Below are 25,004 nucleotides of genomic sequence, written 5' to 3'. Positions count from 1 at the left end.
GCCCTCAGTGCCCGCAGGGCGGCCCTTCGCCGGCTTGCCGCAGGAAGGCGATCAGGTCCGCGCGTTCGCCCGGGTCGTCGATGCCGGCGTACGTCATCGTGGTGCCGGGTACGGTGGCGGGCGGATTCGAAAGAAAGCGATCCAGCGACTTGTCGTTCCAGACGATGCGCGAGTTCTTCATCGCATCCGAATAGGGGTAGCCCGGGATGCTGCCCGCGTGCCGGCCGAACAGGCCGCAATGCCGCGGTCCGACGCGGTCGGTGGCGAGCGCATGGCAGGCTATGCACCGGACATAGAGCTGTTCGCCGCGCGTGACGTCCGGTGCCGCGAATGCGGGCACGGTCGCGCCGGCGGTCAACGCGACCGCCACCGCCAGCGAGCGCGCCTTCACGACACGAAGGCCGCAGGAACGGGCGACTCGCCCACCGCCTGGCGCAGCACGGCCCAGTGCATCGCCTCGTCGCCGAGGATGCTGGCCGCCGCCTTCGAGAGCTCGCGCTCCTGGAACAGCGGCACCGCGCCCAGATAGGCGCTGACCGCACCCTGTTCGAGCTTCGCCGCGAAGCGCAGCACGTCGGCCTGCGACTTCAGTTGCTCCATCGGAAAGTCGTACTTCGACTTGGCCATGACAGGCTTGCCACCCAGCTTGGTGATCGTTGCCGCGAGCACGTCCGCATGCTGCTTGTGATGGCCCTGGAAGGTCGTCGCCAGATCGAGCACGGGTTTGTCGAGCAGCTTGCTTTCCGCGCCGACCTGGTACGCCGCGATGGCTTCGAGCTCCGCGCCCAGCGCGGTGTTGAGGATGCGCACGTCATTGGCGCTGTCGCCGCCGGCCTTGGCCGCGAGGGCCTGGTTGCCGGCGAGCAGCGCCACGGCCGTGCCGGAAAGCACGAGCCCGGTCTGGCCGAGAAAGTGACGTCGCGCGGAGGCGGTGGATGGCATCAGAAAGAACGACATGGTGGGCTCCCTTCAGGTGGTGGATGGGTCAGTCGCGCGCGGGCTGCGCGCCCTCGGGCAGGCGCGCCAGCACGCCCGCCACGATGCGGTCGCAACGCGCGCCGGCGAACGAGAAGGCATCGCCCAGCGCCACGTCGATGTCGCGCGACAGGTGCTCGCGCAGCATCCCGCGCGCCCGCAGGAAGCGGGTGCGCACCGTGGCCTCGTTGAGCTGGAGCATCTCGGCGGTTTCCGACACGCTCATCTCCTCGACGGCGCGCAGCATGAACACGGTGCGATAGGCCTCGGGCAACCGGTCGATCCTGTGCTCGATGAGGTTTCGGATTTCCTGCCGCATGGCGATGCGCTCCGGTTGCTGGTCGGGGTCGGCTTCCTCCCATGGCTCGCCCGTCTCGGCGGCCGCGTCGATCGCGGTGTCGAGCGGTATCACCTGCGCACCGCGGCGGCGCAGGCGCGCCAGGGCTTCGTTGATGACGATGCGCGCGAGCCAGGTCGAGAGGCGGGCCTCCTCGCGGAAGCTGCCGATCGCGCGCCAGGCGCGCAGGTACGCTTCCTGCAAAGCGTCTTCCGCTTCGTCGTCGCTGCGCAGGATGCTTCGCGCGGTGCGGAACAGGAGCTGGTTGTGGCGCCGCATGATGAGCGCGAAGGCCTGTGCGTCGCCGCCGGCGGCGCGGGCCGCGAGCCCGGCATCGGAGTCCTGCGGCGAGGGCGGGCTGGAAGGAGTGGGTGCGATGTGTGACATGTGCTTCTCTTGCCCATTGGATGGTTCATCACAGCGGCGCGTTTCAACTTTCGTGGAAGCCGCCATATACAGCCGGCGCGAGACCCGGCAACATGGTCGCCGCCGCCCGATGGCGGCCGCTTCAGAGGAGAACGGATGAACGGGGCTTGGCGTGCGATCCGCGCGACGGCGTTTCTGGCTTTGGCGCTGGCTTTTGCGCTCGGCGCGGTCGCGGCGTCCCCGGCGAAGCTCGAGCAGGAGGTGCAGCGCTTCGCCGTCGCATGCGCCAAGAACGAGGACTACCCCGACCTCTACGACTGCCGCTGCCTCACCGAAGGCTACCGGGAGGCGGTGAAGGAGACAGGCTCGACCTTCCGGCGCCGCGCGCTCGTGCGCGACTACAAGCTGCTGCAGCAATGCCCGGCCGCGAAGTCGAATATCTATGCATGGTTCCGGCAGGACTGCATCTCGAACGCCGACAGGCGGCCCAACCATGGCGAGTTCTGCAGTTGCAGCGCCGAGGCCTTCGCCACGTCGTTCCGCGCTTCGCCGCCGACATCGAAAGGCGAGATCGCCAAGCTCAAGAAGGAATCGATGCGCTCCTGCGGCGCCACGGAGCCGCTGCCGTTGCGGCATCCGCAGATCGATCTGAAATAGCGGTCGCTAGAGCTGCCGACTCCGCGCCAGGGGCGGGTTTTGCGCGAAGTAGCGCTGTATGCCGCGCATCAGCGCATCTGCCAGGTCTTCCTGGTAGGTCGTGCTCCGCAGCTTGGCTTCTTCCTCGGGGTTGCTGATGAAGGCCGTCTCGACCAGCACGCTCGGGATGTCCGGCGCCTTGAGGACCGCGAATCCGGCCTGCTCGACCTGCCCCTTGTGCAGCCGTGCGCCGATGGACCGGATCTCGCCCAGCATCGCGCCGCCGAGGCGGAGGCTGTCGTTGATCTGCGCCGTGGTGCTCATGTCGAGCAAGGCGCGCTGCACCTGCACCTCATGGCTGCCCACGTTGACGCCGCCGACCTTGTCGGCCTGGTTTTCCTTGTTGGCGAGCCAGCGCGCCGCGCTGCTCGATGCGCCGCCCTGGCTCAGCGCAAACACGCTCGCGCCGCGCGCGTCCGGCGTGGTGAAGGCGTCGGCGTGGATGCTCACGAACAGGTCGGCCTGCACGCGCCGCGCCTTCTGCACGCGCGTGCCGAGCGGTACGAAGAAGTCCGCATCGCGCGTGAGGAAGGCGCGCATCGGATTCCCGTTGACGGTGCTGGCGTTGATGCGTTCGCGAAGGCGGTGGGCGATCTGCAGCACGATGTCCTTTTCGCGCGTGCCGTTCGACCCGATCGCGCCCGGATCCTCGCCGCCATGGCCGGGGTCGAGCGCGACGATGATGATGCGATCGGTCTGGTTGGGCATGGCGCCGCCGCGCGCGGGCGAGGGCGCCGGCGAGCTTGCGACCGGCGGCACTTGCAGCGGCAGTCCGCCGCCAGCCGGTGCACGGCCCGCCGCGGCAGCGGATGCTGCGGAAGAGGGCTGCTGCGGCGCGCGCACCGCCTGTTGCGCCATCAGGTCGCCGAGCGGATCGGCCGCTTCGCCGCCGGCCTTGGGCGCGGCGGGCGCCTCTGCCGTCTGCGGCGTATTGCGCGGCGCAGGCGCGGCGGCCTGTGCCTTGTTGGGCACTTCGCGCATGCGCTCGCTGATGAAGCTCTCGAGCGGATCGATCGGCTTCTGCGGATAGAGATCGAGCACCAGCCGGTCGCGATACGCCGCCACCGGCGCAAGCGAGAACACTTGCGGCGCCACCGCCTGCTTCAGGTCGAACACGATGCGCACCACGCTCGGCGCGAACTGCCCGACGCGCAGGCCGTTGATGTAGGGGTCGTCAGGCTTGATCTTGCCGACGAGCTCGCGCAGCGCGGGGTTGAGATCGATGCCTTCGATGTCCACCGCGAGGCGGGGCGGATTGCCGACGACCAGCTGCTGGGAATTCAGCCGTCCGTCGGATTCGATGGTGACGCGCGTGTAGTCCTCGGCGGGCCAGACGCGCACGGCGACGATGCTCGCGCCGCGCGCGATCTCGTGGATGCCGAGCAGTAGGGCGAGGCTGCCGCCTTGCAGCAACTCGCGGCGCTTCAAACCTTTGCTGCTCATGCGGCGGTAAGTAACCGGCTGCCGCGCGCGGTGTTGGCGCGAAGGGTCACGGTGCGGGTGTCGTCTGTCATTGCTTCGATTTTAATAGCAAGATCTGCAAGCGGGATGCGGCCTGCGGCGTTTTCAGGCCATTCGGCCACCTTGACGCCGGGGCCGGCGAAGATGTCCCGGAAGCCTGCGTCCTCCCATTCGCGCGGATCGCTGAAACGGTAGAAGTCGAAATGAAAGATCGCAAGTCCATCGGGCGCCTCGTGCGGTTCCACCACGGCATAGGTCGGGCTCTTGATGCGGCCCGTGATGCCGAGCGCTCGCAGCAAGTGGCGCACGAAAGTCGTCTTGCCCGCGCCGAGATCGCCCTGCAGTGAGATGAACGCATCACGCAGCGCCGGCGATGACGCGAGTGCGCGAGCCAATGCTTCCGTGTCGTCTTCCGTGCGGCAGACGCGCGTGACGCTGTGCGTTTCTACAATCGGCAGGTGATCGGCAGCCATCAACTCGTGAATCGGATTCGGGCACTCGCCCGGGAACTCGGATTCTCCCAAATCGGGATTGCGGGCGTCGATCTGTCGAGTGCCGAGCCGGGCCTCGCGCAGTGGCTCGCGAAGGGCTTCCACGGCGAAATGGACTACATGGCCGCTCATGGCATGCGGCGGGCGCGACCTGCTGAGCTGGTCCCGGGCACGGTGTCGGTGATCACCGCGCGCATGGACTACCTGCCGCGCGCCACACCCGACGAATGGCAGGCCGTGGAGTTCGCGCGGCTGAAGCGGCCGGGCGAGGCCATCGTTTCGCTCTACGCGCGCGGCAGGGACTATCACAAGGTCCTGCGCTCTCGACTCTCGAAGCTCGCCGAGCGCATCGCGGAAGAGGTCGGGCCCTTCGGCCATCGTGCCTTCACCGATTCCGCGCCGGTGCTCGAGGCCGAACTCGCATCGCGCAGCGGGCAGGGCTGGCGCGGCAAGCACACGCTGGTGCTGGACCGCGAGGCGGGCTCGATGTTCTTCCTTGGCGAGATCTACGTGGACATGGCGCTGCCGGCGAGCGAGCCGGTCAGCGCGCATTGCGGCAGTTGCAGCGCCTGCATCGACGTGTGCCCCACCGGGGCGATCATCGCGCCCTACCGACTCGATGCGCGGCGATGCATCTCCTACCTCACCATCGAGCACGCGGGGCCGATCCCGGTCGAACTGCGGCCCCTGATGGCGAACCGCGTCTACGGCTGCGACGACTGCCAGCTCATCTGTCCCTGGAACAAGTTCGCCAGGAAGAGCGCACTGCCCGATTTCGATGCGCGCGAGGGCCTCACCGGCCGGCAGCTCGACAAGCTGTTCGCATGGAGCGAGGAGGAATTCCTGCGCCACACCGAGGGCAGTCCGATCCGCCGCATCGGCCATGAACGATGGCTGCGCAATGTGGCGGTCGCGCTCGGCAATGCGCTGCGCGCGGGCGATGAAGGCGCCCGCGCCGCGCTGGAGACACGCCTGTCGCATCCCAGCGCGCTGGTGCGCGAGCATGTCGAATGGGCGCTCGGCCTCAGTGCCGGATGATCGCGGAGATCTGCGCGGTGCCGGTCTCGAGCGAGCGCGTGGAGCTCAGGCGGATCGAGGCGTATTTCAGTGCCGGATTGTTAAGCAGCTTGCCGCTGTAGCGGCCATTGAAGCGCACGTCCTGGCAGCCGCTGACATCCAGATCGATCGTCGCGTTCACCGGCGACACGTAGTCGGCGCTGGAGCCGGCCATTAGACAGGCCGCATCGGGCACGCTGCCCTGCACGGTGCCGTCCTGCTCGATCCGCAGGGTGCCCGCGTACACCATCGGCGGCCCCATCGCGCCGCCGTCCTGCTGCGCGAAGTAGAAGAGGAATGGGCCGTTCCATGCGCCCTGGTAGCGCGTGTAGTCCTGCGCCTGCGCGGCGCCGACGAGCGACGCCGCAGCGACAGCGACGAGGAAGTTGCGCATCGGCGCATCGTAGCCGCTGGCCGGGCTTTGCGGCAGCGGCGACTTCAGCGCGCGATCAGCGCCAACGCGAAAGGCAAGCTGCCAATGCCGAGCACCGTCGAGAGCGTGACCAGCCCCGCGACATACGGGCCGTTGTAGCCCATGCGCGCCGCGAGCACGTAGGCGCTCGATGCGGTCGGCACCGCGGAGAAGGTCATCAGCACGGCCGCCTGCGCCGCATCGAGCCGCAGCACGACCGCCAGGCTCCAGCCGATGAGCGGCAGCGCCAGATGGCGGATCGCCAGCAGCGACACCGCCAGCAGCTTGCCGCGCGCGAGCGACGCGAACTGCATGCCTGCGCCCGCGGCCATCAGCCCCAGCGCCAGCGATGACGCGCCGATGCGCGAGAGCGTGGGTTCGAGCCACGTCGGCACGCCCAGGCCCAGCAGGTTGGCGACGAGCCCGGTCGCGGTGGCGATGATGAGCGGATTGCGCGCGAGCTGCCGCGCGAAGCCGGTCTGCGCATGCCGCGCCATCGGCCATACCGCGGCGATGTTGAACATCGGCACGCACACGCCGATGAGCACGGCGATCATCAGCAGCCCTTCGGGACCGGCCACGCGTCCCGCGAGCGCGAGGCAGATGAATGAATTGAAGCGAAAGGCGATCTGCGCGCTCGCCGCGTGCTCGCGCCGGTCGATGCGCGCCCCGATCACCGGCAGGAAGGGCAGGGCGTAGGCGAGCACGATGCCCGAGAGGCCGACTCCGACGCCGGCGGTCAGCAGGTTCGAGGTCGCGCCGAAGTCGAGCGGGCTGCGCACGATCGAATGGAAGAGCAGCACCGGGAAGAGGAAGTAGTAGACGAGGCTTTCGACCTGGTCCCACACGAGGCGGTTGAGTGCGGTGTAGCGGCACAGGAGCCAGCCGCAGGCGATGAGCGAGAAGTCCGGAAAGAGAAGCTGCGCATGGTTCACCCGGCCGAGGATAAACGGTGGTCTTCTTGTGGGTTATCCACGAGGAAGGGTGGCGACCGAGCCGCTAGCATCGGACTTTCGTTTCTTCTTGGCTCAAGGAGGCCATTCAATGAACCGTCGTCAATGGAGTGCGTTCGCCGGCGCAGCCGCGCTGTTCGCGGTCGCAGGATCCAGCTGGGCGCAGAACTACCCGAACAGGCCCATCGAATTGCAGGTGCCGTTCGCGCCGGGCGGCACCACCGACATCGTCGCGCGCGTGATTTCCGAACCTCTTGGCAAGGCGCTGGGGCAAAGCGTGGTGGTGATCAACAAGGCCGGCGGCGGCGGCATCGTCGGTGCGGCCGAGACCGCGCGCGCCACACCGGACGGCTACAAGCTCGGCATCGCCACGGTGTCGAGCACCGCGGCCAATCCGGCGATCAACCCGAAGACGCCTTACGACCCGATCAACGACTTCACGCCGATCATCAACATCGCGGCCACGCCGAACATCATCGCGGTGCATCCGGGCTTCCCGGCGAAGAACTACGCGGAGTTCATTGCCGTGCTCAAGAAGAACCCCGGCAAGTACTCGTACGCCTCGTCGGGCACGGGCGGCATCGGCCACTTGCTGATGGAGCTCTACAAGAGCCTCACCAACACCTACGTGACCCACATCCCGTACCGCGGCGCGGGCCCCGCGCTCAATGACGTGGTGGCGGGCCAGGTGGCGATCATGTTCGACAACATCCCCTCGGCGCTGCCCTTCATCAAGAGCGGCCGGCTGGTGCCGATCGTGGTGTCGGCGCCGCAGCGGCTCAAGGAACTGCCCGACGTGCCGACCTTCAAGGAAGTGGGCCTGGAGCCTGTGAACCGCATGGCCTACTACGGCATCCTCGGCCCGAAGGGCCTGCCGAAGGAAGTGGTCGACAAGGTCAATGCCGGCGTGAAGAAGGCCGTGGAGGACCCGGCGGTTCGCAAGCGCATCGAGGACACGGGTTCGCTGATCGTCGCCAATTCGCCGGAGCAGTTCGCCGCGCAGATCAAGGCCGAGTACGAGGTGTACAAGCAGGTGGTGGTGAAGCAGAAGCTTCAGCTCGACTGAGGCTTCGCACCAGGCGCTTGCCGGCATCGAAGCCGCGGCACACGCCGGTGGCGATGAGGGCGGTCACCGCCAGCATCGCCGCGGTGTGAATCCCGACAGCAGCCAGCGCAAGCGCCAGCGCGCCCGAGGGCGTGCTCGCTTGGCCCGGCGCCGTTCCCATGCACAGCGGGACGAGCGCCGGCACCAGCATCAACCCCGCGCCGTGCGCGGTCGACATCATGAAGGACCAGAGCGCGAGGCCGGCATGTCCGACCGGTCCGTGGTCGTGCTCGCGTCCTGGCGCGATTCGCGCCTTGCGGCCCTTGAGGTGAGCCATCGCGACGACCACCAGCAGCCCGCCGGCAATGGCCTGCAGCACCGCGCGGTCCATCGATACGCCGAGCGCCACGGCCGCTGCCACGAGCACGATCGATGCGGCATGCCCGAGCGCGATCGGTGTCAGCGCCCAGAGTGCCAGCGACCGGTCGCCCGAGCGCAGTCCCCACACCGCGGCGAACATCCACCCGGTGGCGGGGTTGAGCCCGTGAAGGGCGCCGCTGCCCGCGACCACCAGCCATGGCCAAAGGTCTGCCATGAGGCCTGCCTCGACATCCGGGGTGCTGCGCTCAGTCGTGCGACCTGCAGCAAGAGCCCGCCGCCGGCTCCCTCGATGGCGCCGGTTCGTAGCGGTCGTGGTGGCGCACCCATCCCATGGCGCCACCCCCTTCGTCCCGGCCGCGGGGCGTGAGGTCCACCATGTCGTAGGTGCCCATCATCACTTCCACGCCGCGACCGTAGGTGGAGTAGGTGTGGAACACGTCCCCCGCCTCGTCCCGGTAGAACACGCTGATGCCCGGCGCTTCGTCGTGCGGGAAGCGTTGCATCGCGTAGTTGTAGTAGACCTCGCCGCCGGCCATGTCCTCTGGCGTGAAGCTCACGCCGAAGTCGTGGTTGAAGGTGCTGCCGTTGGACGATGCCCATGCGAACTGCCAGCCCATGCGGCGCTTGAAGCGCTCGATCTCCACCAGCGGCGCACGCGATATGGCGACCCACGCGATGTCGCGCTGCGCGAGATGCACCGTCATGCCGTCGGTGTGATCGGCCATGTAGGAGCAGCCCACGCAGCCTTGCTCCCATCCGGGCCCGAGCATGAAGTGCTGCACGATGAGCTGGCTGCGTCCATCGAACAGGTCCGACAGCGTGCGCGGTCCCTGGGGCGTGTCGAAGACGTACCGCTTCTCGACGCGCACCCACGGCAGCGTGCGGCGTTCGCCGGCGATCTGGTCGCGCAGGCGGGTCAACTCCTTTTCGCGGGCGAGCAGGGCCTTGCGCTCGGCGATCCAGCGATCGCGGGAGACGACGGGATGGTCTGACGGGGTCATGGTGTGCTCCTGGTCCGGATGTGGAGGGCGCTCAGGCGACGGTCTTCGGCCGCCGGACGGCGCGCACTTTGCCGCTCGTTCCGCCACCGCAGTAGAAGAGGCCATCGCCGTCGGATTCGAGCCCGCTGATGCCTTTGCCCGGCGGCATCTCGAGGCGTTCGAGCACCGCGCCGGTCTCGGGGTCCACGCGGCGCAGTTCGCTCTGGTCGTCTTCCCAGGTGGCGTGCCACAGCTCGCCGTCGACCCACGTCACGCCGGTGACGAAGCGGTTGGATTCGATGGTGCGCCTGATCTTCCCGGTATCGGGGTCGATCTGGTGGATCTTCCGGTCGCGGTACTGCCCGACCCACAGGCTGCCCTCGGCCCAGGTGAGGCCCGAGTCGTAGCCGTTGCCCGGCGCCGGAATCGACGCCAGCGTCTTGCCGGTGGCCGGGTCGATCTTGTCGATGCGCGACTCGGTGATCTGGTAGAGGTGCTTGCCGTCGAATGCGGTGCCGGCGTCGCACGGGTGGTCGAGCGTGGCGGTCGACTCGCCGCTCCCGGGGTCGAAGGCGACCAGCCGCGGGCCGGTCGCGGCCCATACGCGATGGCCGTCATGGGTCAAGCCGTGGATGCGATCGGCGCCCGCGAAGGGGCCGTATTCGCGCACCACCTCGGCCGCGCGCACCGGGGCCTGGGCGCTGTCCTGGTTCGTCTTGCCGCTCATCGTTGCTCCTGTTGCGCGCCGGAATCGGCGCCGTTGGGAGCACTCTATTCAAACGGCAGCGAAGCGGGGAGTAACAAGATCGTCGTGAATCCGGCAAGTGGCGGCGCCAGCCAGCGCTGCGCCCGCGCGCGCCCGATCGACCGCACCCGTCCGGTGGCTTCCAGTTCGACCAGTGCGCGCTGCACGGTGCGCTGGCTCGCGCCCAGCGCCAGCGCGAGGCCCGATGTGGACCAGGCCGCACCGTCGGACAGCAGCGCGATCAGTGAACCCTGGTCGCCGTCGATCGGCGGGGCGAGCACCACGACTTCGCGCGCTTGGCACGGTGCGAGCCTGAAGCCCTGCGCGGTTGCCTCGATGGCCGCCATCGGCTTGACGAGCGCACGCAGCCGACCGATCTCGACCCGCAGGCGCGCGCGGTGGGTCTCATCGGGCTGCCGGAGGCGAAAGGCCGTCGCGATCAGGGCATCGCGATCGACGTCGCCCGGCCAGGCTTCGGCCAGCGCCCGCGCGAGGGCGAAGAGCACCGGCCGGCGCGCGAGCGAGAGCCACGAGCCGTTCGCGCGAATGCCATGGCGGCATGCATCCACGACCATTGCGCCGGAGGCCATGAGCGCGGCGACGTCGCCCAGCGTCAAGGCCTGTTCGCCGTCCCTGGACAGGCGCCGTGCCGCGGGGCGGTCGAGCGCGTCCCGCGCCTGCCCCACCTCGGCGATGAGCGCCGGCACACCGCTGCGGCTTGCCGCCTCCTGCGCGCGGGCGAGCGCTTCATGCGCCGCGTCGATGCGCAGCGAGCGCAGCGCCAGCTCCGCCGCGGTCAGCGCGGCGATGGCGGCCGACAACGGCGGCAGGCCGCGCGCATCGAGTCGCGCCAGCGCGCCCTCGGCCTCGCCGAGTCGGCCGAGCAGCAGCAGACGGCGCGCGGCGATCAGCCGCGCCTGCAAGGCATTCGCACGATCGGCACGCGCTTCGAGCGTCGACGATGCCGCGGCCAGCGCGCGTGGCGAGCCGCCGAGATCGCGCATCGCGAGTGCGACTTCGGCCTCGGCGACGACGCAACGTGCGCGCGCCAGCTCTTCATGCGCCCCGAAGCCGCGCACCGCGCGCCGCAGCAACTCGCGGGCGCGAGGGTGCTCGCCGAGCTGCGCCATGGCGATGCCGCGCAGCGCGAGCGCCGGCGGGTCTTCGCGCAAGGCGACGCGCTTGAGCGCGCCGAGCGGATCACCGGCTGCGAGTGCGCGCGCGGAAGCAGCGATCAGGGAATCCATGGCGTCGGGGGGCGGAGTGAATGCATCGACCGCAAAGTAGCACCTCGCGCGGAGCCCCGCCGCTCCGTGCGCGTCTATGCGGACTTTCGTATTGTTTCTTGCGTGTGGCAGGAATAAGCTCTGTTCCCCGTCGGAAGGAGGGAACCATGCTTCACGTTCCATCGGCGCGAGCGTTGTGCGGGATTGCTCCTGCATCCCTGGCACTCATGGCATTTCTTGCGTGGCAGGGCGGCGCGGACGGCAGCGGCAGCAGGGCGCAGAACACCAAGGTCAATGGCACCGCTTCCAGCAAGCCGGCGCCGGATGGACAGCCGGCCGTCCTGACCAGTCCGACGCCCGGCAGCACGCTCTCCGGCAGCTCGGCGACCTTCAGCTGGACCAACACCGGGGCCAATCAATACGGCTTCAGGCTCACGTCCGCCTCCTCCGCGACGCCGATCGTCGATGTCGTCATCAGCGCCACCAGCCTGGCAGTTCCCAACTTGCCCACCGACGGCTCGGAGCTGGTGCTGCAGTTGAGCTCCCGCTTCAAAGGAAATTGGGTGGGAACCAACGAGTACCGCTTCAAGGCAGCGGGGATGGCGACGCCCGTCAAGCCCTGGAGCGACCCGATCTCCTTGCCTCTGGTGCCGGCCTCCGTAGCCCACCTGCCGGACGGCAAACTGCTGATGTGGGCGGCCCGATCACCCACGAGCTTCAGTACGAGCAGCACCGAGTCCTACACCTACACCACGGTGTTCGACCCCGTGACCCGGACGGCTACCCCGATGACGGTTTACAGGGGCCACCAGATGTTCTGTCCCGGCCTCAGCATGCTCGACGACGGCAGCGTGATGGTCACGGGGGGAAGCGACGCATCCATTACCACGGTCTACAACCCGAAGGTCGGCGCCTGGGCAGTGGGCGCGCAGTTGGGGATTCCGCGCGCCTATCAATCCAGCACCACGATGTCGGACGGGTCGGTGTTCACGGTCGGCGGCTCCTGGAATGGAGGCCAAGGGGGCAAGTACGGCGAAGTCTGGTCGGTCAGCACCAAGACCTGGCGCACGCTTTCCGGCGTGCCGGCCAACATGCCGGATACGAACAATGTCTCGAACCCGCCGCTGGGCGGCCCGGACGCCGCCGGGGTCTACCGGGGCGACAACCACATGTGGCTCTTCGGCGTGGCCGGGAGCTGGGTCTTCCACGCCGGGCCAGCGGCCGCCATGCACTGGATCGATACGAGCGGGAGCGGCGCCATCCTTCAGGCGGGGCCGCGCGGCGACGACCCCTACGCCATCACCGGCGGCGCGGTGATGTACGACGTGGGCAGGATCCTCAAGCTGGGCGGCGCGCCCAATCACGACAGCGGCAACGCGTTCAACACGGCCTACGTCATCGATATCCGCGCGGGCGCGCCGAATCCGCCCACGGTCCGCAAGGTCTCGCCGATGGCCTACGCGCGCACCTTCGTCAACAGCGTGGTCCTGCCCAGCGGCGAAGTGCTCGTGATCGGCGGGCAGACACAGCCGTTGCCGTTCTCCGACTCCTACAGCGTGCTGCCGGCCGAGTTGTGGAGCCCGACGACCGAGACCTTCACCACCTTGCCGCCGATGCAAAAGCCGCGCAACTACCACAGCGTGGCCATCCTGCTGCCGGATGCGCGCGTCCTGTCGGGTGGCGGCGGGTTGTGCGACTGCGCCGGCGATCACACGGACGCGGAGATCTACACGCCTCCCTACCTGGTGGCCCCGGACGGCACGCTGGCGGCGCGGCCATCGATCACGTCGGCGCCCACCGGCGCGAAATGGGGGACCCAGATCGCCGTGACGACCGATCGCGCGGCAGCCGCCTTTGCGTTGCTGCGCATGTCCTCCGTCACCCACACGGTGAATACCGATCAGCGGCGCATCCCGCTGTCCTTCAGCGGCTCGAATGGCAGCTACCAGTTGGCGATTCCCGCGGATCGCGGCGTGGTGCTGCCGGGCAACTACATGCTGTTCGCGCTGGACAGCAGCGGCGTGCCCAGCGTGGCCCGTATCATCAACATCCGGTGACCGGGAATCCCTTCAGGCCGGACGCAAGGGCGGTGGCGATCATGGCGTTGGCAATGGCAGCGACTGCGTCGGCGACCGCGGCACCGGATGCGGTGGCCCGCGGCGCGCGCCTGTTCGATGGTGCCGAGCCGCTTGCCGGCACGCTGTCGGGTCACGATGCGCCGCTGCCTTCGGCCGCAACGCGCTGTGTTCAATGCCATGCCGGTCCCGGCCGGTCGTCCGCCGCAGGCGCCACGACGCTGTCGCTGGACCGGAACCTTCTCCGTGAGGCGCGCGCCCGTCGCGGCGGGCCCCCCGTCGCGTATGACGAGGCATCCTTTTGCCGAACGCTGCGCACCGGCATCGATCCCGCCAGCATCGTCCTGCCAAGGTCGATGCCGCGCTTCGAGGTGGACGATGCGCAGTGCGCCGCACTCTGGGCTTATCTGACGAGGGCGCAGCCATGAAGGCACGGGACGGCTCCGCTTGCGCGACACCCGCATCGATCGGACGCCGGCGGTTCGTCATGGCCGGTGCACTCGCATGCGTCGGATGGCCGTCGGGGGCAGGGGCCGGGTCCGGCGTCGGGCCGGTCGCGCCGCTGGCGACCGCGCCTGCATTGCCGCTGCGGCGCCACGACGGTGCGACGCCGACGCTCGTTGCCCAACTGACCGGTGCCTGCACCGCGGTTCAACTGATGTTCACCGGCTGCAGCTCGGTGTGCCCGCTGCAGGGGGCGCTGTTCGGCGCGCTGCAGGCCGAGCTTCTGACGCAGCGCGACAACTCCGCCCGCCTGCTGTCGCTCAGCATCGATCCATTGGCGGACGACCCGGCGGCCCTGAGCGCATGGCTGCTCCGCTTCGGCGCCGCAGCAGGATGGAGCGCCGCGGCGCCCGACGTCCGGGCGCTCGATCAACTCCTCTCGTTGTTCAGCCGCAATGCGGCCGCGGGCGATCGTCATTCCGGCCAGGTCTACGTTTTCGATCGTCACGCCCGAATGGCCTGGCGAACCAGCGAGCTGCCGCCGGCCGCGGAAGTCCTGGAGGCCTTGCGTCGGTTTGCGTGAACCGGCGTCGCCGCGCGGATCGGCGGCCCAGGTCGACTTCTGAGTAAGTTGCCGCTCGCCTTCGGCTGTGGAAAAGACGACGCCCCGTGCACCAACATGGCCAGCGCCCATGCACCAGGAAATGCAGCCGCCTTGGGTCGCTTCCGAGGGAAAAGTGGGTTTGTGCAGTGCACCAAAACGTGAAAGTCAAGCGCCTCTTGTCCCCGCGACCGGTGGATGACTCTGTGGACAACATACTGAGCATCTCATCGGAGCCGCATCCTGCTTGGCTTCCATTGCGATGCTCACGGAACAGGCAGTATTGATATTTCGCGTGTTTCTGGGGGCTCGCCACTTTTTTGCTATCTTGCCGCGCATGCCTGCGGTCCCCGAAACCCTCGAATCCACCGAAATCGACGAATTCATCGACGCCCTCTGGCTGGAGGACGGCCTTTCCCGGAACACGCTGGCGGCGTATCGCCGCGATCTCGAACTGTTCGCGAAATGGCTCGGTGCGGAGCGCGCCAAGGCGCTCGATGCCGCGCAGGAGACCGATCTGCAGGCGTACATGGGCGTTCGCCTGTCCGACAAGGGAAAGGCGACTTCAGCCAACCGCCGGCTGACGGTCTTCAAGCGCTATTACCGCTGGGCGCTGCGCGAGCACCGCATCCCGGCCGATCCGAGCCTGCGCCTGATGCCCGCGCGGCAGATGCCGCGCGCGATCAAGACGCTGTCCGAGAAGCAGGTCGACGATCTCCTGGCGGCGCCGGACGTGGAGACGCCGCTGGGCCTGCGCGACCGGGCGATGCTCGAACTGATGTACGCCAGCGGCCTGCGCGTGAGCGAACTCGTCGCGCTCAAGGTCTTCGAGATGAGTCTCAACGACGGGGTGCTGCGCGTGCTCGGCAAGGGCAGCAAGGAACGGCTCGTGCCATTCGGCGGCGAGGCGCGGCGATGGATCGAACGCTACATGCACGAATCGCGCCCCGCGATCCTCGACGGCCAGCTGACACAGGACCTCTTCGTGACGAACCGCGGCGCGGGCATGACGCGCGCGATGTTCTGGGTCATCGTCAAGAAGCAGGCGCTGGCGGCGGGCATCCACGTGCCGCTCTCGCCGCACACGCTGCGGCATGCGTTCGCGACGCACCTGCTCAACCACGGCGCGGACCTTCGCGCGGTGCAACTGTTGCTGGGGCACGCAGACATCTCGACCACCACCATCTACACGCACGTCGCGCGCGAGCGGCTGAAGCAGCTGCACGCGCAGCACCATCCCCGCGGCTAGTTCCATGATCTTGCAGGAGTCGTATTCATGTCCTTGAACAAACGCCGGCGCGCACTCGCGGCCGCGCTGGGTCTTTCATTCGTTGCATCGGCCGTGCACGCGCAGGCGGTGCCGAAGACCGTCCGGCTCATCGTGGCCTACCCGACAGGCGGCGTGAGCGACGTCATCGCACGCGCGCTGGCCGACAAGCTGTCGGCGCAGATCGGCGTCACCTTCATCGTCGAGAACAAGGCCGGCGCGAGCGGCACCATCGGCATGGATGCGGTCGCCAAGGCCGCGCCCGACGGCGCGACGCTGGGCTTCTCGTCCATCAGCCCGTTGGTGCTCAACCCGCATCTCACCAAGTCGCCCTTCGATCCGATGAAGGACATCGCGCCCGTGGTGAGCGTGATGTATTCGCCGGTGCTGCTGCTCGCGACGCCGGCGACGGGAACGCGCGATTTCAGGTCGCTGATCGAAGATGCGCGCGCACGGCCTGGTGCGGTGCGGTGGGCCACCTCGGGTCCGGCTTCGCTGGGGCACATCGTGCTCGAACAGGTGCGTTCGGCGGCGAAGGTCGACATCACGCACATCCCGTACAAGGGCGGCGGCCAGCAATTGACCGATGCGGTCGGCGGGCAGTTCGAAATCCTGTCGACCAATGCCGGCCCTTCGGTCGCGACGCAGATCCAGACCGGCAAGCTGCGGCCGCTGGCGGTGGCCGCGCCGAAGCGGCTCGACAGCCTGCCCAAGGTGCCGACGCTGGCCGAACTGGGCTATGAGGCGGCCAACCAGTCGTCGCTGTTCGGCGTCTTCGCACCTGCGGGCACGTCGCCGATCCTGATCGAGAAGTACAACGTCGAGATCAACAAGGCGCTCGCGAGCCCCGATCTTCGCGCGCGGCTGCAGGCGACGGACAACGTGCCGACCGGCGGGCGGGCGGAAGAGTTCTCGACCGAGATCGCGAGCGAGTTCGAGAGCAACGGGCAGATCATCCGGGCCGCCAATATCAAGGCGGATTGAGCGGTCCCTGGAGCGTCTCCGACGGATCGAAGTCGAGCTCCACCTTGGCGCCGTTGGGATCGTGGCAGAACAGCTGCCACGTGCCCGCGCCGGCCTGCTGCCGCAACTCGTACTTGGTGCCCCTCGCATCGAACCTTGCCTTCACCTCACGCAGTCCGCGCGCGGTGAAGGCCATGTGATCGATGACGCCTGCGCGCTGGGCCGGGGGCGGGCGGTCGAAGTACAGGTGCAGCACCGCCTGCGGGGCATCGCCGTAGAGCCACGCGCCTTCGAAGCCGAGGTCGGGCCGATGGCCGACCCTGAGGCCGAGCAGGCCGGTGTAGAAGTCCAGCGTCGCCTTCGGGTCTTCCGCGATCACGGTGAAGTGGTTCATGCCGACGATCATTGTTGTTCTCCTTGCGAGGGTCAGGGCACCAGCACCAGCGCGCCGATGGTCGCGCGCGATTCGAGTCGGGTGTGCGCATCGGCGGCGGCATCGAGGCTGAAGCGTTCGATCGGCGGTGGGCGGATCGACCCGTCGGCGAGCGCGTCCCACACGCGCTGCGCACGCTGCGCGAGTTGTTCGTTCGTTGCGGTGTAGTCGAAGACCACTGGGCGCGAGAAGGTCAGCGATTTCGCGACCAGCGCGTCGGGCGGCAGCGGCGAGAGCGGGCCGCTGGCCTGCCCGAGGCTGATCCAGTGGCCGCGCCGCGCGAGGGCGGCGAGGTTCTCGTCCCGCGCGGCATCGCCCAGGCCGTCGATCACCACGTCCGCGCCGCCGCATGCGCGCTGCACCGCATCGGCGAAGCGGTAGTCGCGCGTGACGATCACGTGCTCGCAGCCGTGCTCGCGCGCGACGCGGGCCTTCTCTTCGCTCGACACGGTGCCGATCACGGTCGCGCCGAGGCGTCGTGCCCACGCGCAGACCAGCAGACCCACGCCGCCGGCCGCCGCATGCACCAGCAGTCGCGTGCCGCGCTGCACGTGGCCGAGGTCGCGCAGCAGGTAGTCCGCGGTGATGCCCTTGAGCAGCAGTGCCGCGGCGGTCGCGTCTTCCACCGCCGCGGGCAGGCGCACCACCCATTCGGCCGGCACGCAGCGCACGCCGCAGTACGCGCCCGGCAGCGGGCCGAGGTACGCGACCCGATCGCCGGGCAGCACACCGGTCACCTGCGGACCCACGTCGAGCACGCTGCCGGCCGCTTCCATGCCGGGGACGCCGGGCGCTTCGCGCGACACCGGCATGAGCGATGGAATCCAGCCGCGCCGCAGATACACGTCGAGGAAGTTCACGCCGATCGCGCGCTGCTGGATGCGTACTTCGCCGTCGCGGGGCGCGGGCACGGCGGCGGTCTGCGGCCGCAATTCCTCCGGTCCGCCGTAGCGCTCGATCGCGATGCGCCGCGCGGGCAGGGGCAGGGCGGTCGGCATCGGCGCGCTCCCTGCCGCGCGCATGTCGCCGCCCCGGCGCAGGTGGCGGCGCAGGTTCTCGAAGCCGGCCTCGTACACATCGCGCGCCACCATCTCGCGCAGCTCGCGTTCCATGCCGGGCGGCGTCGCGAAGGTCGAGGTCCAGTGCCAGAAGGTTCGGTTGCCGTCGGTCACCGGCTTGAGGGTGACGGTCGAGACGTAGCGCTGCAGCGGCACGGTGGCTTCGACGATGCAGTAAGTGCTCTTGTGCTCGGTGTCCGAGAGCGTCAGCAACTGCTCGCGGATGCGATTGCCGTCGCGCAATGTGAAGCTGCGCACGCAGCCCACCTGGTCGCTGCGCTCTTGCGCCTCGATGCGGCTCTGTTCGACCACGTCGTGCCACTGGTCGTGGCTGTTGAAGTCGCGCAGCACGGCCCACACGCGCTCGATCGGTGCGTCGATGACGGTGGAGCGGGTGACACGCTGGAGCATTTCAATACGCCTTGGTGTCGGGCGTTCTCGGCGATGCGCGAAGCGCTGTCGGAAACCGCGGTGAAGCGCCCCGGGTGCGTGGCGAGGACGCCGGGTGGTCCCCTCCGCGAATGTCCCCCGGCTTCGCCTCCTCCTTTATTTCGCTGCGGGGACCACCCGGCATCCTCGCCACGAGAAACGCTGCGTGGTGCCGGCCGACCAGGCACTGCCGTGACGGATCGCGCCGATGGCGTGCTCTGCGCAGCGAAATAAAGGAGGAGGCCGAAGGCCGGGGGACATTCGCGGAGCAGAGTACGCCGTCGGCGCGATCCCGCCCCCACCGGTCGAACCGGTATCCCAAAAAAGGCCCAGAAGAGTTCATCTGAAATGCCGCTTCAATGCATCGAAGCCGCCCTGGAACACACCGTGCCCGATCGTTTCGGTCAACTCGCGCTCGCGGTCTTCATCGCAGTCGAATTCCGCACTCCATTCGGCGAAGCAACGGGCGCCATCGGTCACCGGCGTGAGCTTGAGGGTGGCGACATAGTTCGCAACGCCCATCGGGCTTTCCAGGATCTCGTAGGTGCAGCTGTATTCGTAGTCCGACAGCGCGAGCAGCCGTTCGCGGATCGTGCCGCCGTCGCGCGTGTGGAAGTGCCGAATGCAGCCGACCCGATCTGCCGGCTGCCCGTTCTCGATGCGGCTGTCGGCAATGCCCGGGTGCCAGAGCGGCATGCCGTTGAAGTCGCGGATGCGCGACCACACGTTGTCCGCACTGGCGTCGATCACGCTCGACACATAGACCTGCACCATGCGCTATTCCCCGCCGCTTTTCGGCGCGCCCGCGGGCAGGGCCGCCTGCGCGCCGCTCGCCTCGCCGACGAGGCGCTGGATGTCGCCGCCTTCGATGCCGATCTCGCGCAGCAGCTGGTCCACCAGCGGGGCCTGCGCTCGGAAGCGCAGGGCCGAATTGACCAGCCCGTCGGCAAAGCCGCCGCCGTCGCCGTTGCGCTCGCCGCCCGACGAACCGCCGAGCCCGTCGACGTGCAGGATCTTGATGCCCTCGATGCGCTCCATCGGCCGCACCGATTCGCGGATGATCGCCTCGGCCTTCTCGACCAGCTTCATGCGCAATGCGGACATGCGCGCCTCGGGGCTGAGCATGTTGTGCGCCTCGTTCATCATGCGCTGCGCCTCGGCCTCGATCTCGGCGCGCACGCGCATCGCCATGGACTTGATCTTGTCGGCGTCCGCGTCGGCCTCGGCCTGCGCGCGCAAGGCGGCGCCGCGATCGGCGCTCGCGTCCTTCTCGGCCTGCGCGGCGGTGGTGAGGCGCAGCGCATCACGTTCGGCGGCCTGCGCGGCGGCGATGAGCTCGATGGCCTTCTTGCGCTCGGCCATCTCCACTTCGCGCGCAGTGAACACCTTTTCTTCAGCGGCCACGGCCTGTGCGCGTGCGACTTCGGCCTCGGCTTGCGCTTCGCTCTGCGCCTTGCTCTCGCGCGCGATCGCGATGGCGCGCTGCTGCTCGGCAAGCTCCAGCGACAGACGCCGCTCGATCTCGGCGCTCTGGATCGCGCGCTCCTTGCCGATGCGCTCCTGCTCCACGGTCTGCTCCGAGCGGATGCGTGCCGCGTCGATGCTCTGCTTGGCGGCGATCTGCGCGCTCTCCGCGTCCTGCTCGCGCTGGGCGCGCTCGGCGGCGAGTTCGGCGCGCTGCCGTGCGCGGGCAATCTCCACTTCGCGCTGCTGCGCCAGGCGCGCATGCTCGCCCTCGCGGTCGATCTCCAGCGAGAGCTTCTCGGCTTCGAGGTTCTTGTTGCGGATGGCGATCAGCGTGTCCTGCTCGACATCGTTGCGCTGCTTCTTGCGATGCTCGATCTGCTCGGTCAACCGCGTGAGGCCCTCCGCGTCGAAGGCATTGCTGGGGTTGAAGTACTCCATCGCGGTCTGGTCGAGCTGGGTGAGCGATGCGGCTTCGAGTTCCAGCCCGTTCTTCGTGAGGTCGCCGGCCACGGCTTCGCGCACGCGCCGCACGTAGGCGGCGCGCTTCTCGTGCAGTTCCTCCATCGTCATCTCGGCGGCGGCGGTGCGCAGCGCGTCGATGAACTTGCCTTCGACCAGTTCCTTGAGCTGCTCGGGCTCCATGGTGCGCAGGCCTAGCGTCTGCGCCGCGGCGGAGACCGCCTCGGGGTTGGCGGCCACGCGCACGTAGAACTCGGCGATCACGTCCACGCGCATGCGGTCCTTGGTGATGAGCGCCTTGTCGCGGCCCCGGCTCACTTCGAGCCGCAGCGTGTTCATGTTGACGGGGATCACGTCGTGCACGATCGGCAGCACGAACGCGCCGCCGTCGAGCACCACCTTCTGGCCGCCCAGTCCGGTGCGCACGAAAGCGCGCTCCTTCGAGCTTCGCAGGTACAGCCAGTGCAGCAGCCAGACCGCGAGCGCGACGACGATCGCGACCACGATCAGGCCGAGGATGAAGTTGCCGAATTGAGCACCTGACATGGATGTCGTCTCCTCTTGAATCAAACTCTCCCCCAGCCTCGCCCACTGCGTGTGGCTCGGGCACCCCCTCGCCGGGGGCAACCCCGGCGGCCCGGCCAAGCCGGTTCCGCGGGGTTCCCCGAACGGGCCTCGCTTCGCTGGCCGGCTTGGTTCATGGGTTGCGGGTGGCGTGGCGGGTCATTGAAAACTGACATGGAGGTCGTCTCCTCTCAATTTCGCTTGATTTCAACGAAGCGGCGCGTGGTCTCGGTCAGCGCCGTCTCGGTGGGCAGCCGCTCCATCGAGCTGGCGCCGTAGAAGCCGTGGCAGTCGGGGCAGCGTGCGAGCACGTAGCGCGCGTCCTCGGGCGTGGCGATGGGGCCGCCATGGCACAGCACGAGGGTGTCGTGCTTCACCGACTTCGCGGCGGCCGCCCATTCGTTGATGCGCGGCACGCAGTCGTCGAGCGTGAGCGCGGTCTCCGCGCCGATCGCGCCGCCGGTGGTCAGGCCCATGTGGCACACCACGATGTCGGCGCCCGCTCCGGCCATGGCGCGTGCATCGGCCGCGCTGAAGACGTAGGGGGTGGTCAGCAGCTCGAACTCGCGGGCGCGCGCGATCAGGTCGACTTCGAGACCGTAGCCCATCCCGGTCTCCTCCAGGTTGGCGCGGAAGGTGCCATCGATCAGCCCCACGGTCGGGAAGTTCTGCACGCCCGAGAAGCCCAGCGCGATGAGCCGGCGCAGGAACTCGTCGGTGATCATGAAGGGATCGGTGCCGTTCACGCCCGCGAGCACCGGCGTGTGCCGGACGACGGGCAGCACCTCGCGCGCCATCTCGCAGACGATCTCGTTGGCGTTGCCGTAGGCCAGCAGTCCGGCGAGCGATCCGCGCCCCGCCATGCGGTAGCGGCCGGAGTTGTAGATCACGATCAGGTCGATCCCGCCGGCCTCCTCGCATTTGGCGGACAGCCCGGTGCCCGCGCCGCCCCCGATGATCGGGCGGCCGGAGGCGATCTTCTCGCGCAGGCGTTGCAGCAGCGTGGTGCGGGCGATGCGTGGCATGGCTGGCTCCTCCTCCGTTCAGGCTCGCCGGATGTTCGCGGCCGGGCGCGACACCTCGTGCCACGCGGCGGCCAGCGCGTCGGCAAAGGCCTCGTCGTTGATGTGCAGCGGAAGGCGCAGCAGCCTGCGCTCGGCGCCCGTGCGGAAGTTCTGCTCGATCGCGGTGAAGAGGGCGCGATCGGCTTCGGGATCGTGGAAAGGCTGCCCCGGCCGGTCGATGGCCGAGACGCCGCCTTCGGGGATCAGGAAGCGAACCGGGCCACGCATTGCATTGAGCTTCGCCGCGATGAACTCGCCGATCGCGCGGCATTCATCGGCCGTGGTGCGCATCAGCGTCACGGTCGGGTTGTGCCGGTAGAGCTTGCGGGCCCGGAAGCGCTCGGGCACCGTGTCCCAGGCGCCGAAGTTGATCATGTCGAGCGCGCCGCAAGAGCCGACGTAGGGCAGGGCGTGGCGCGCGAAGACGTCGAGCCGCGTCGGCCCGGCCGAGAGGACGCCGCCGCCGATCTCGTCCGCGATCTCGGTGGTGGTCACGTCGATCACGCCGGCCAGCAGGCCGGAATCCGCGAGCTTCTCCATCGACTGGCCGCCGACCCCGGTCGCGTGGAAGACGAGGCAGTCGTAGGCGTCTTCCAGCCGCTTGGTCAGCATTTGCACGCAAGGCGTGGTGACGCCGAACATGGTGAGGCCGAGCGCGGGCTTGCTGGTGGATGCGACCACCGGCGGGTGCGCGATCATGCCCGCGAGCGCGTTCGCCGCGTTGCCGAGCACCGCCTCGCTGATGCGGTGGATGCCCTGGACGTCGGTGACCGAATACATCATGCAGATGTCGCTCGGGCCGACATAAGGCCGCGTGTCGCCGCTCGCCATGGTCGAGACCATCACCTTCGGCACGCCGATCGGCAGTGCGCGCATGCCCTGCGTCGCCATCGAGGTGCCGCCCGAGCCGCCCGCCGAGATGATTCCCCCGAGGTCGCGCCGCGTGCGAATGAAAGACTCGAAGGCGAGTGCCATCGCGCCGGTGGCGCTGCCGCGGTCGTCGCTGAACACGGCCGATTCGCCCTGCGGATGGTGGCGCGCGACTTCGCGCGGATGCACGCTCGCGGGCGATGGCTTGCCGGAAGTCGCGAGATCCACCGTGACCACGCGCAGGCCGAGCCGCTCCAGACTCTGGCGAAGAAAGAACAGCTCTCGGCTCTTGGTGTCGAAGGTGCCGCAGACGTAGGCGGCACGCACGCTGCTCGCGGCCACCGGAAAGTCGAAGACCTGCGGCGCGGCAGCGACGGGCGCCGGCGCCGGTGCGGCTGGCTGGGGCGCTTGCGCCGGCTGGCGCACGATGTCGGTCACCGGTGCGGCCGTGCCGCCCGCGTTCCAGCGCGTGAAGCCGCGCACGGTGCGCGGCGCGATGTCGTCCAGCGAGGGCGTGCCGTCGCCATGCGCGCGACGCACGGTGAAGACCTGTGTCTGTGTGGGCGCGGCCTCTTCGCTCGGGGCTTCGGTGCCGGCGGGCTCTTCGTCGTGGCCGTTGGAGCGCACGCCGAGAAGCCGCTCCTGCAGGTCGAGATCCGCCGCGAGCTGCGAGGCGGGCATCTGCTGCGCGATGCGCCCATTGACCATCACGCCGATCCGATCCGCCACCGAGATCGCGACGCCGAGGTTCTGCTCGATCAGGAGCACCGCGATGCGGCCCTCGGCGGCGAGGTCGCGCAGCGACTGCGCGACCTGTTCGACGATCACCGGCGCAAGCCCCTCGGTGGGCTCGTCCATGACCAGCAGCTTCGGATCGAGCAGCAGGGCGCGGCCGATCGCGAGCATCTGCTGTTCGCCGCCCGACAGCTGGGCGCCGCCGTGGCCCCGCCGTTCGGCGAGCCGCGGGAACATCGAGTAGATGCGGTCGACCTCGCGCCGCTTGCTCGCGACGAGCCGCAGCGTCTCGTCGACCGACAGCGAGGGCCACACCCGCCGACCCTGCGGCACGTAGGCGATGCCGCGCCGCGTGATCTCGTTCGGCGCGAGGCCGAGGATCTCCTCGCCCGCGAGCCGGACGCTGCCGCGCGCCGGCACCATGCCGGTGATCGCGTTGCACAGCGTGGTCTTGCTCATGCCGTTGCGCCCGACGATGCCGAGCACGCCACGTTCCAGCACGAGATTCACGCCCTGCAGTGCATGGGCATGACCGTAGAACACGTCGAGCGAATCGATCGCAAGCACCGGCGCATTGCCGGACAGCGTGCCTTCGCGCTCGGCGCGTCCGCTGCGGAACCAGCCGGTCATTGGCGGCTCCCCATGTAGATGGCCTGCACCTGCGCATCGCCCTCGATCTCTTCGGGGCTCCCTGTGCGCAGCGTGCGGCCGTTGTGCATCACCGTCACGCGGTCGACCACGCGCAATGCGATCTCCAGGTCGTGCTCGATCAGCACGAAGCTCATGTGGGCCGGCAGCGAGCGCAGCAGCGCGACCAGCTCGCGCCGCTCGGCCGGCGAGAGTCCGGCGGCGGGTTCGTCGAAAAGAATCAGCCGCGGGGCGCCCGCGAGCGCCATGCCGATCTCCAGTTGCCGCTGCTGGCCGTGCGCGAGGTTCGCGACCTTCTCGTCGGCGATGTGCGACAGCCGCGTGCGCTCGAGCAGATCCTCCGTGGCCCGTGTCGATGCATGTGCCCCGCGCGCGCGCAGGAAGCTGAAGCGGCCGTTCGCCACCCCGCGCACCGCGAGGAAGAGGTTGTCTCGCACCGACAGCTCGCGAAACAGCAGCGAGGACTGGTACGTGCGACGCAGTCCCTTGCGGATGCGCTCGTAGGGCGGCAGTTCGGTGATGTCCTCGCCGAAGAAGTGGATGCGGCCGGCGGTCGGCGGGAAGTCGCCTGTGATCGCATTGAACAGCGTGGTCTTGCCCGCGCCGTTGGAGCCGAGGATGGCGTACTTCTCGCCCGCCGCCACGGTGAGCGACACATCGTCCACCGCACGCAGCGCACCGAACGCGCGCGTCACCCCCGTGAGCCGCAGGGCATCGCCCGAGAGCAGCTGGGCGCCCGCGCCGCTGCCCGGCATGGCGCTGCGCGATGCCGTGGATCGAAAGGGGGTGATCGTCGCCATGCT

The 25,004-nt window shown here is 68.9% G+C and carries 26 protein-coding genes and 1 pseudogene; 8 read left to right on the top strand and 19 right to left on the bottom strand.

The window, feature by feature from the left end; translation table 11 throughout:
- Positions 1–4 precede the first annotated feature (4 nt).
- The 3 genes from WKW77_RS15175 to WKW77_RS15165 are packed head-to-tail and all read right to left on the bottom strand — an operon-like array spanning position 5 to position 1,699.
- Complete coding sequence (locus tag WKW77_RS15175; protein WP_340357687.1) at positions 5–391, bottom strand: c-type cytochrome; 387 nt, start codon at positions 389–391, stop codon at positions 5–7.
- Positions 388–957, bottom strand: coding sequence for a ferritin-like domain-containing protein (locus tag WKW77_RS15170; protein ID WP_340357686.1), 570 nt, complete (start codon positions 955–957; stop codon positions 388–390). Before WKW77_RS15170 ends, WKW77_RS15175 begins: the two co-directional genes overlap by 4 nt.
- 28 nt (positions 958–985) lie before the next feature.
- A complete protein-coding gene (locus WKW77_RS15165) occupies positions 986–1,699 on the bottom strand; it encodes an RNA polymerase sigma factor (protein WP_340357685.1) in 714 nt (237 codons plus the stop codon).
- A gap of 135 nt (positions 1,700–1,834) precedes the next feature.
- Between WKW77_RS15165 and WKW77_RS15160 the strand changes: the two genes are divergently transcribed.
- Positions 1,835–2,335, top strand: a complete 501-nt coding sequence (locus WKW77_RS15160) for a hypothetical protein (RefSeq protein WP_340357684.1) — start codon at positions 1,835–1,837, stop codon at positions 2,333–2,335.
- A gap of 6 nt (positions 2,336–2,341) precedes the next feature.
- On the opposite strand, the gene WKW77_RS15155 is transcribed toward WKW77_RS15160, so the two are convergent.
- Together WKW77_RS15155 and tsaE are read right to left on the bottom strand one after the other, a co-directional pair.
- Positions 2,342–3,817: an N-acetylmuramoyl-L-alanine amidase gene (locus tag WKW77_RS15155; RefSeq protein WP_340357683.1), complete on the bottom strand. Its 1,476-nt coding sequence runs from the start codon at positions 3,815–3,817 to the stop codon at positions 2,342–2,344.
- Positions 3,814–4,308, bottom strand: coding sequence for a tRNA (adenosine(37)-N6)-threonylcarbamoyltransferase complex ATPase subunit type 1 TsaE (tsaE, locus tag WKW77_RS15150; RefSeq protein WP_340357682.1), 495 nt, complete (start codon positions 4,306–4,308; stop codon positions 3,814–3,816). Before tsaE ends, WKW77_RS15155 begins: the two co-directional genes overlap by 4 nt.
- Here tsaE and queG point away from each other — a divergent pair.
- Complete coding sequence (queG, locus tag WKW77_RS15145; protein WP_340357681.1) at positions 4,294–5,364, top strand: tRNA epoxyqueuosine(34) reductase QueG; 1,071 nt, start codon at positions 4,294–4,296, stop codon at positions 5,362–5,364. The genes tsaE and queG overlap by 15 nt on opposite strands.
- Here the strand turns inward: queG and WKW77_RS15140 are convergent.
- Together WKW77_RS15140 and WKW77_RS15135 are read right to left on the bottom strand one after the other, a co-directional pair.
- On the bottom strand, positions 5,351–5,776 hold the full coding sequence (locus WKW77_RS15140) for a hypothetical protein (RefSeq protein ID WP_340357680.1): 426 nt from the start codon (positions 5,774–5,776) through the stop codon (positions 5,351–5,353). The two genes, queG and WKW77_RS15140, sit on opposite strands and share 14 nt — an antisense overlap.
- Positions 5,777–5,820: 44 nt before the next feature.
- The gene (locus tag WKW77_RS15135) at positions 5,821–6,741 is read right to left on the bottom strand and encodes an AEC family transporter (protein ID WP_340357995.1); all 921 of its coding nucleotides are present in this window, start codon (positions 6,739–6,741) and stop codon (positions 5,821–5,823) included.
- Between the two features lie 97 nt (positions 6,742–6,838).
- Here WKW77_RS15135 and WKW77_RS15130 point away from each other — a divergent pair, with 97 nt between their 5' ends.
- Positions 6,839–7,813, top strand: coding sequence for a tripartite tricarboxylate transporter substrate binding protein BugE (locus tag WKW77_RS15130; RefSeq protein ID WP_340357679.1), 975 nt, complete (start codon positions 6,839–6,841; stop codon positions 7,811–7,813).
- On the opposite strand, the gene WKW77_RS15125 is transcribed toward WKW77_RS15130, so the two are convergent.
- Genes WKW77_RS15125 through WKW77_RS15110 form a run of 4 tightly spaced genes read right to left on the bottom strand, consistent with a single transcriptional unit; the run spans position 7,752 to position 11,145 of the window.
- Positions 7,752–8,387 carry a hypothetical protein gene (locus WKW77_RS15125; RefSeq protein WP_340357678.1) on the bottom strand — a complete coding sequence of 212 codons (636 nt, stop codon included), beginning with the start codon at positions 8,385–8,387 and terminating at the stop codon, positions 7,752–7,754. The genes WKW77_RS15130 and WKW77_RS15125 overlap by 62 nt on opposite strands.
- Before the next feature lie 31 nt (positions 8,388–8,418).
- The gene (locus WKW77_RS15120) at positions 8,419–9,174 is read right to left on the bottom strand and encodes a DUF899 domain-containing protein (RefSeq protein WP_340357677.1); all 756 of its coding nucleotides are present in this window, start codon (positions 9,172–9,174) and stop codon (positions 8,419–8,421) included.
- A gap of 31 nt (positions 9,175–9,205) precedes the next feature.
- On the bottom strand, positions 9,206–9,880 hold the full coding sequence (locus tag WKW77_RS15115) for a Vgb family protein (RefSeq protein ID WP_340357676.1): 675 nt from the start codon (positions 9,878–9,880) through the stop codon (positions 9,206–9,208).
- Between the two features lie 44 nt (positions 9,881–9,924).
- The gene (locus WKW77_RS15110; RefSeq protein WP_340357675.1) at positions 9,925–11,145 is read right to left on the bottom strand and encodes a helix-turn-helix domain-containing protein; all 1,221 of its coding nucleotides are present in this window, start codon (positions 11,143–11,145) and stop codon (positions 9,925–9,927) included.
- Between the two features lie 206 nt (positions 11,146–11,351).
- Here WKW77_RS15110 and WKW77_RS15105 point away from each other — a divergent pair, with 206 nt between their 5' ends.
- From WKW77_RS15105 to WKW77_RS15085, 5 genes are all read left to right on the top strand, one after another.
- The gene (locus tag WKW77_RS15105; protein WP_340357674.1) at positions 11,352–13,181 is read left to right on the top strand and encodes a galactose oxidase early set domain-containing protein; all 1,830 of its coding nucleotides are present in this window, start codon (positions 11,352–11,354) and stop codon (positions 13,179–13,181) included.
- Between the two features lie 53 nt (positions 13,182–13,234).
- Positions 13,235–13,627 (top strand): c-type cytochrome, encoded by a 393-nt coding sequence (locus WKW77_RS15100; protein ID WP_340357673.1) that lies wholly within the window; start codon positions 13,235–13,237, stop codon positions 13,625–13,627.
- Positions 13,624–14,226 (top strand): SCO family protein, encoded by a 603-nt coding sequence (locus WKW77_RS15095; RefSeq protein WP_340357672.1) that lies wholly within the window; start codon positions 13,624–13,626, stop codon positions 14,224–14,226. The genes WKW77_RS15100 and WKW77_RS15095 overlap by 4 nt, the downstream gene beginning before the upstream one ends.
- A 355-nt stretch (positions 14,227–14,581) precedes the next feature.
- Positions 14,582–15,493, top strand: a complete 912-nt coding sequence (gene xerD / locus WKW77_RS15090) for a site-specific tyrosine recombinase XerD (protein WP_340357671.1) — start codon at positions 14,582–14,584, stop codon at positions 15,491–15,493.
- Between the two features lie 27 nt (positions 15,494–15,520).
- Positions 15,521–16,495: a Bug family tripartite tricarboxylate transporter substrate binding protein gene (locus WKW77_RS15085; protein WP_340357670.1), complete on the top strand. Its 975-nt coding sequence runs from the start codon at positions 15,521–15,523 to the stop codon at positions 16,493–16,495.
- Here the strand turns inward: WKW77_RS15085 and WKW77_RS15080 are convergent.
- The 8 genes and pseudogenes from WKW77_RS15080 to WKW77_RS15045 form a co-directional block, all read right to left on the bottom strand.
- Positions 16,482–16,880 carry a VOC family protein gene (locus WKW77_RS15080; protein ID WP_340357669.1) on the bottom strand — a complete coding sequence of 133 codons (399 nt, stop codon included), beginning with the start codon at positions 16,878–16,880 and terminating at the stop codon, positions 16,482–16,484. The genes WKW77_RS15085 and WKW77_RS15080 overlap by 14 nt on opposite strands.
- A 20-nt stretch (positions 16,881–16,900) precedes the next feature.
- Entirely contained in the window at positions 16,901–18,376 is a 1,476-nt protein-coding gene (locus WKW77_RS15075; protein ID WP_340357668.1) for an SRPBCC family protein, read from the bottom strand.
- A gap of 357 nt (positions 18,377–18,733) precedes the next feature.
- Positions 18,734–19,168 (bottom strand): SRPBCC family protein, encoded by a 435-nt coding sequence (locus tag WKW77_RS15070; RefSeq protein ID WP_340357667.1) that lies wholly within the window; start codon positions 19,166–19,168, stop codon positions 18,734–18,736.
- Positions 19,169–19,171: 3 nt separating this feature from the next.
- The gene (locus WKW77_RS15065; protein ID WP_340357666.1) at positions 19,172–20,866 is read right to left on the bottom strand and encodes a flotillin family protein; all 1,695 of its coding nucleotides are present in this window, start codon (positions 20,864–20,866) and stop codon (positions 19,172–19,174) included.
- A gap of 209 nt (positions 20,867–21,075) precedes the next feature.
- Positions 21,076–21,909, bottom strand: a complete 834-nt coding sequence (locus WKW77_RS15060; protein WP_340357665.1) for a phosphoenolpyruvate hydrolase family protein — start codon at positions 21,907–21,909, stop codon at positions 21,076–21,078.
- Between the two features lie 18 nt (positions 21,910–21,927).
- A complete protein-coding gene (locus tag WKW77_RS15055) occupies positions 21,928–23,145 on the bottom strand; it encodes a Tm-1-like ATP-binding domain-containing protein (RefSeq protein ID WP_340357994.1) in 1,218 nt (405 codons plus the stop codon).
- Between the two features lie 528 nt (positions 23,146–23,673).
- Positions 23,674–24,183 (bottom strand): annotated as a pseudogene (locus WKW77_RS15050) (ABC transporter ATP-binding protein); the annotation flags it as partial.
- A complete protein-coding gene (locus WKW77_RS15045; RefSeq protein ID WP_340357664.1) occupies positions 24,180–25,001 on the bottom strand; it encodes an ABC transporter ATP-binding protein in 822 nt (273 codons plus the stop codon). The gene WKW77_RS15045 and the pseudogene WKW77_RS15050, both read right to left, overlap by 4 nt.
- Positions 25,002–25,004: the final 3 nt, after the last annotated feature.

Source organism: Variovorax ureilyticus (assembly GCF_037889935.1).
GTDB classification, from domain to species: Bacteria; Pseudomonadota; Gammaproteobacteria; order Burkholderiales; family Burkholderiaceae_C; genus Variovorax; species Variovorax ureilyticus.
This window is presented reverse-complemented; position numbering and strand designations above follow the sequence as displayed.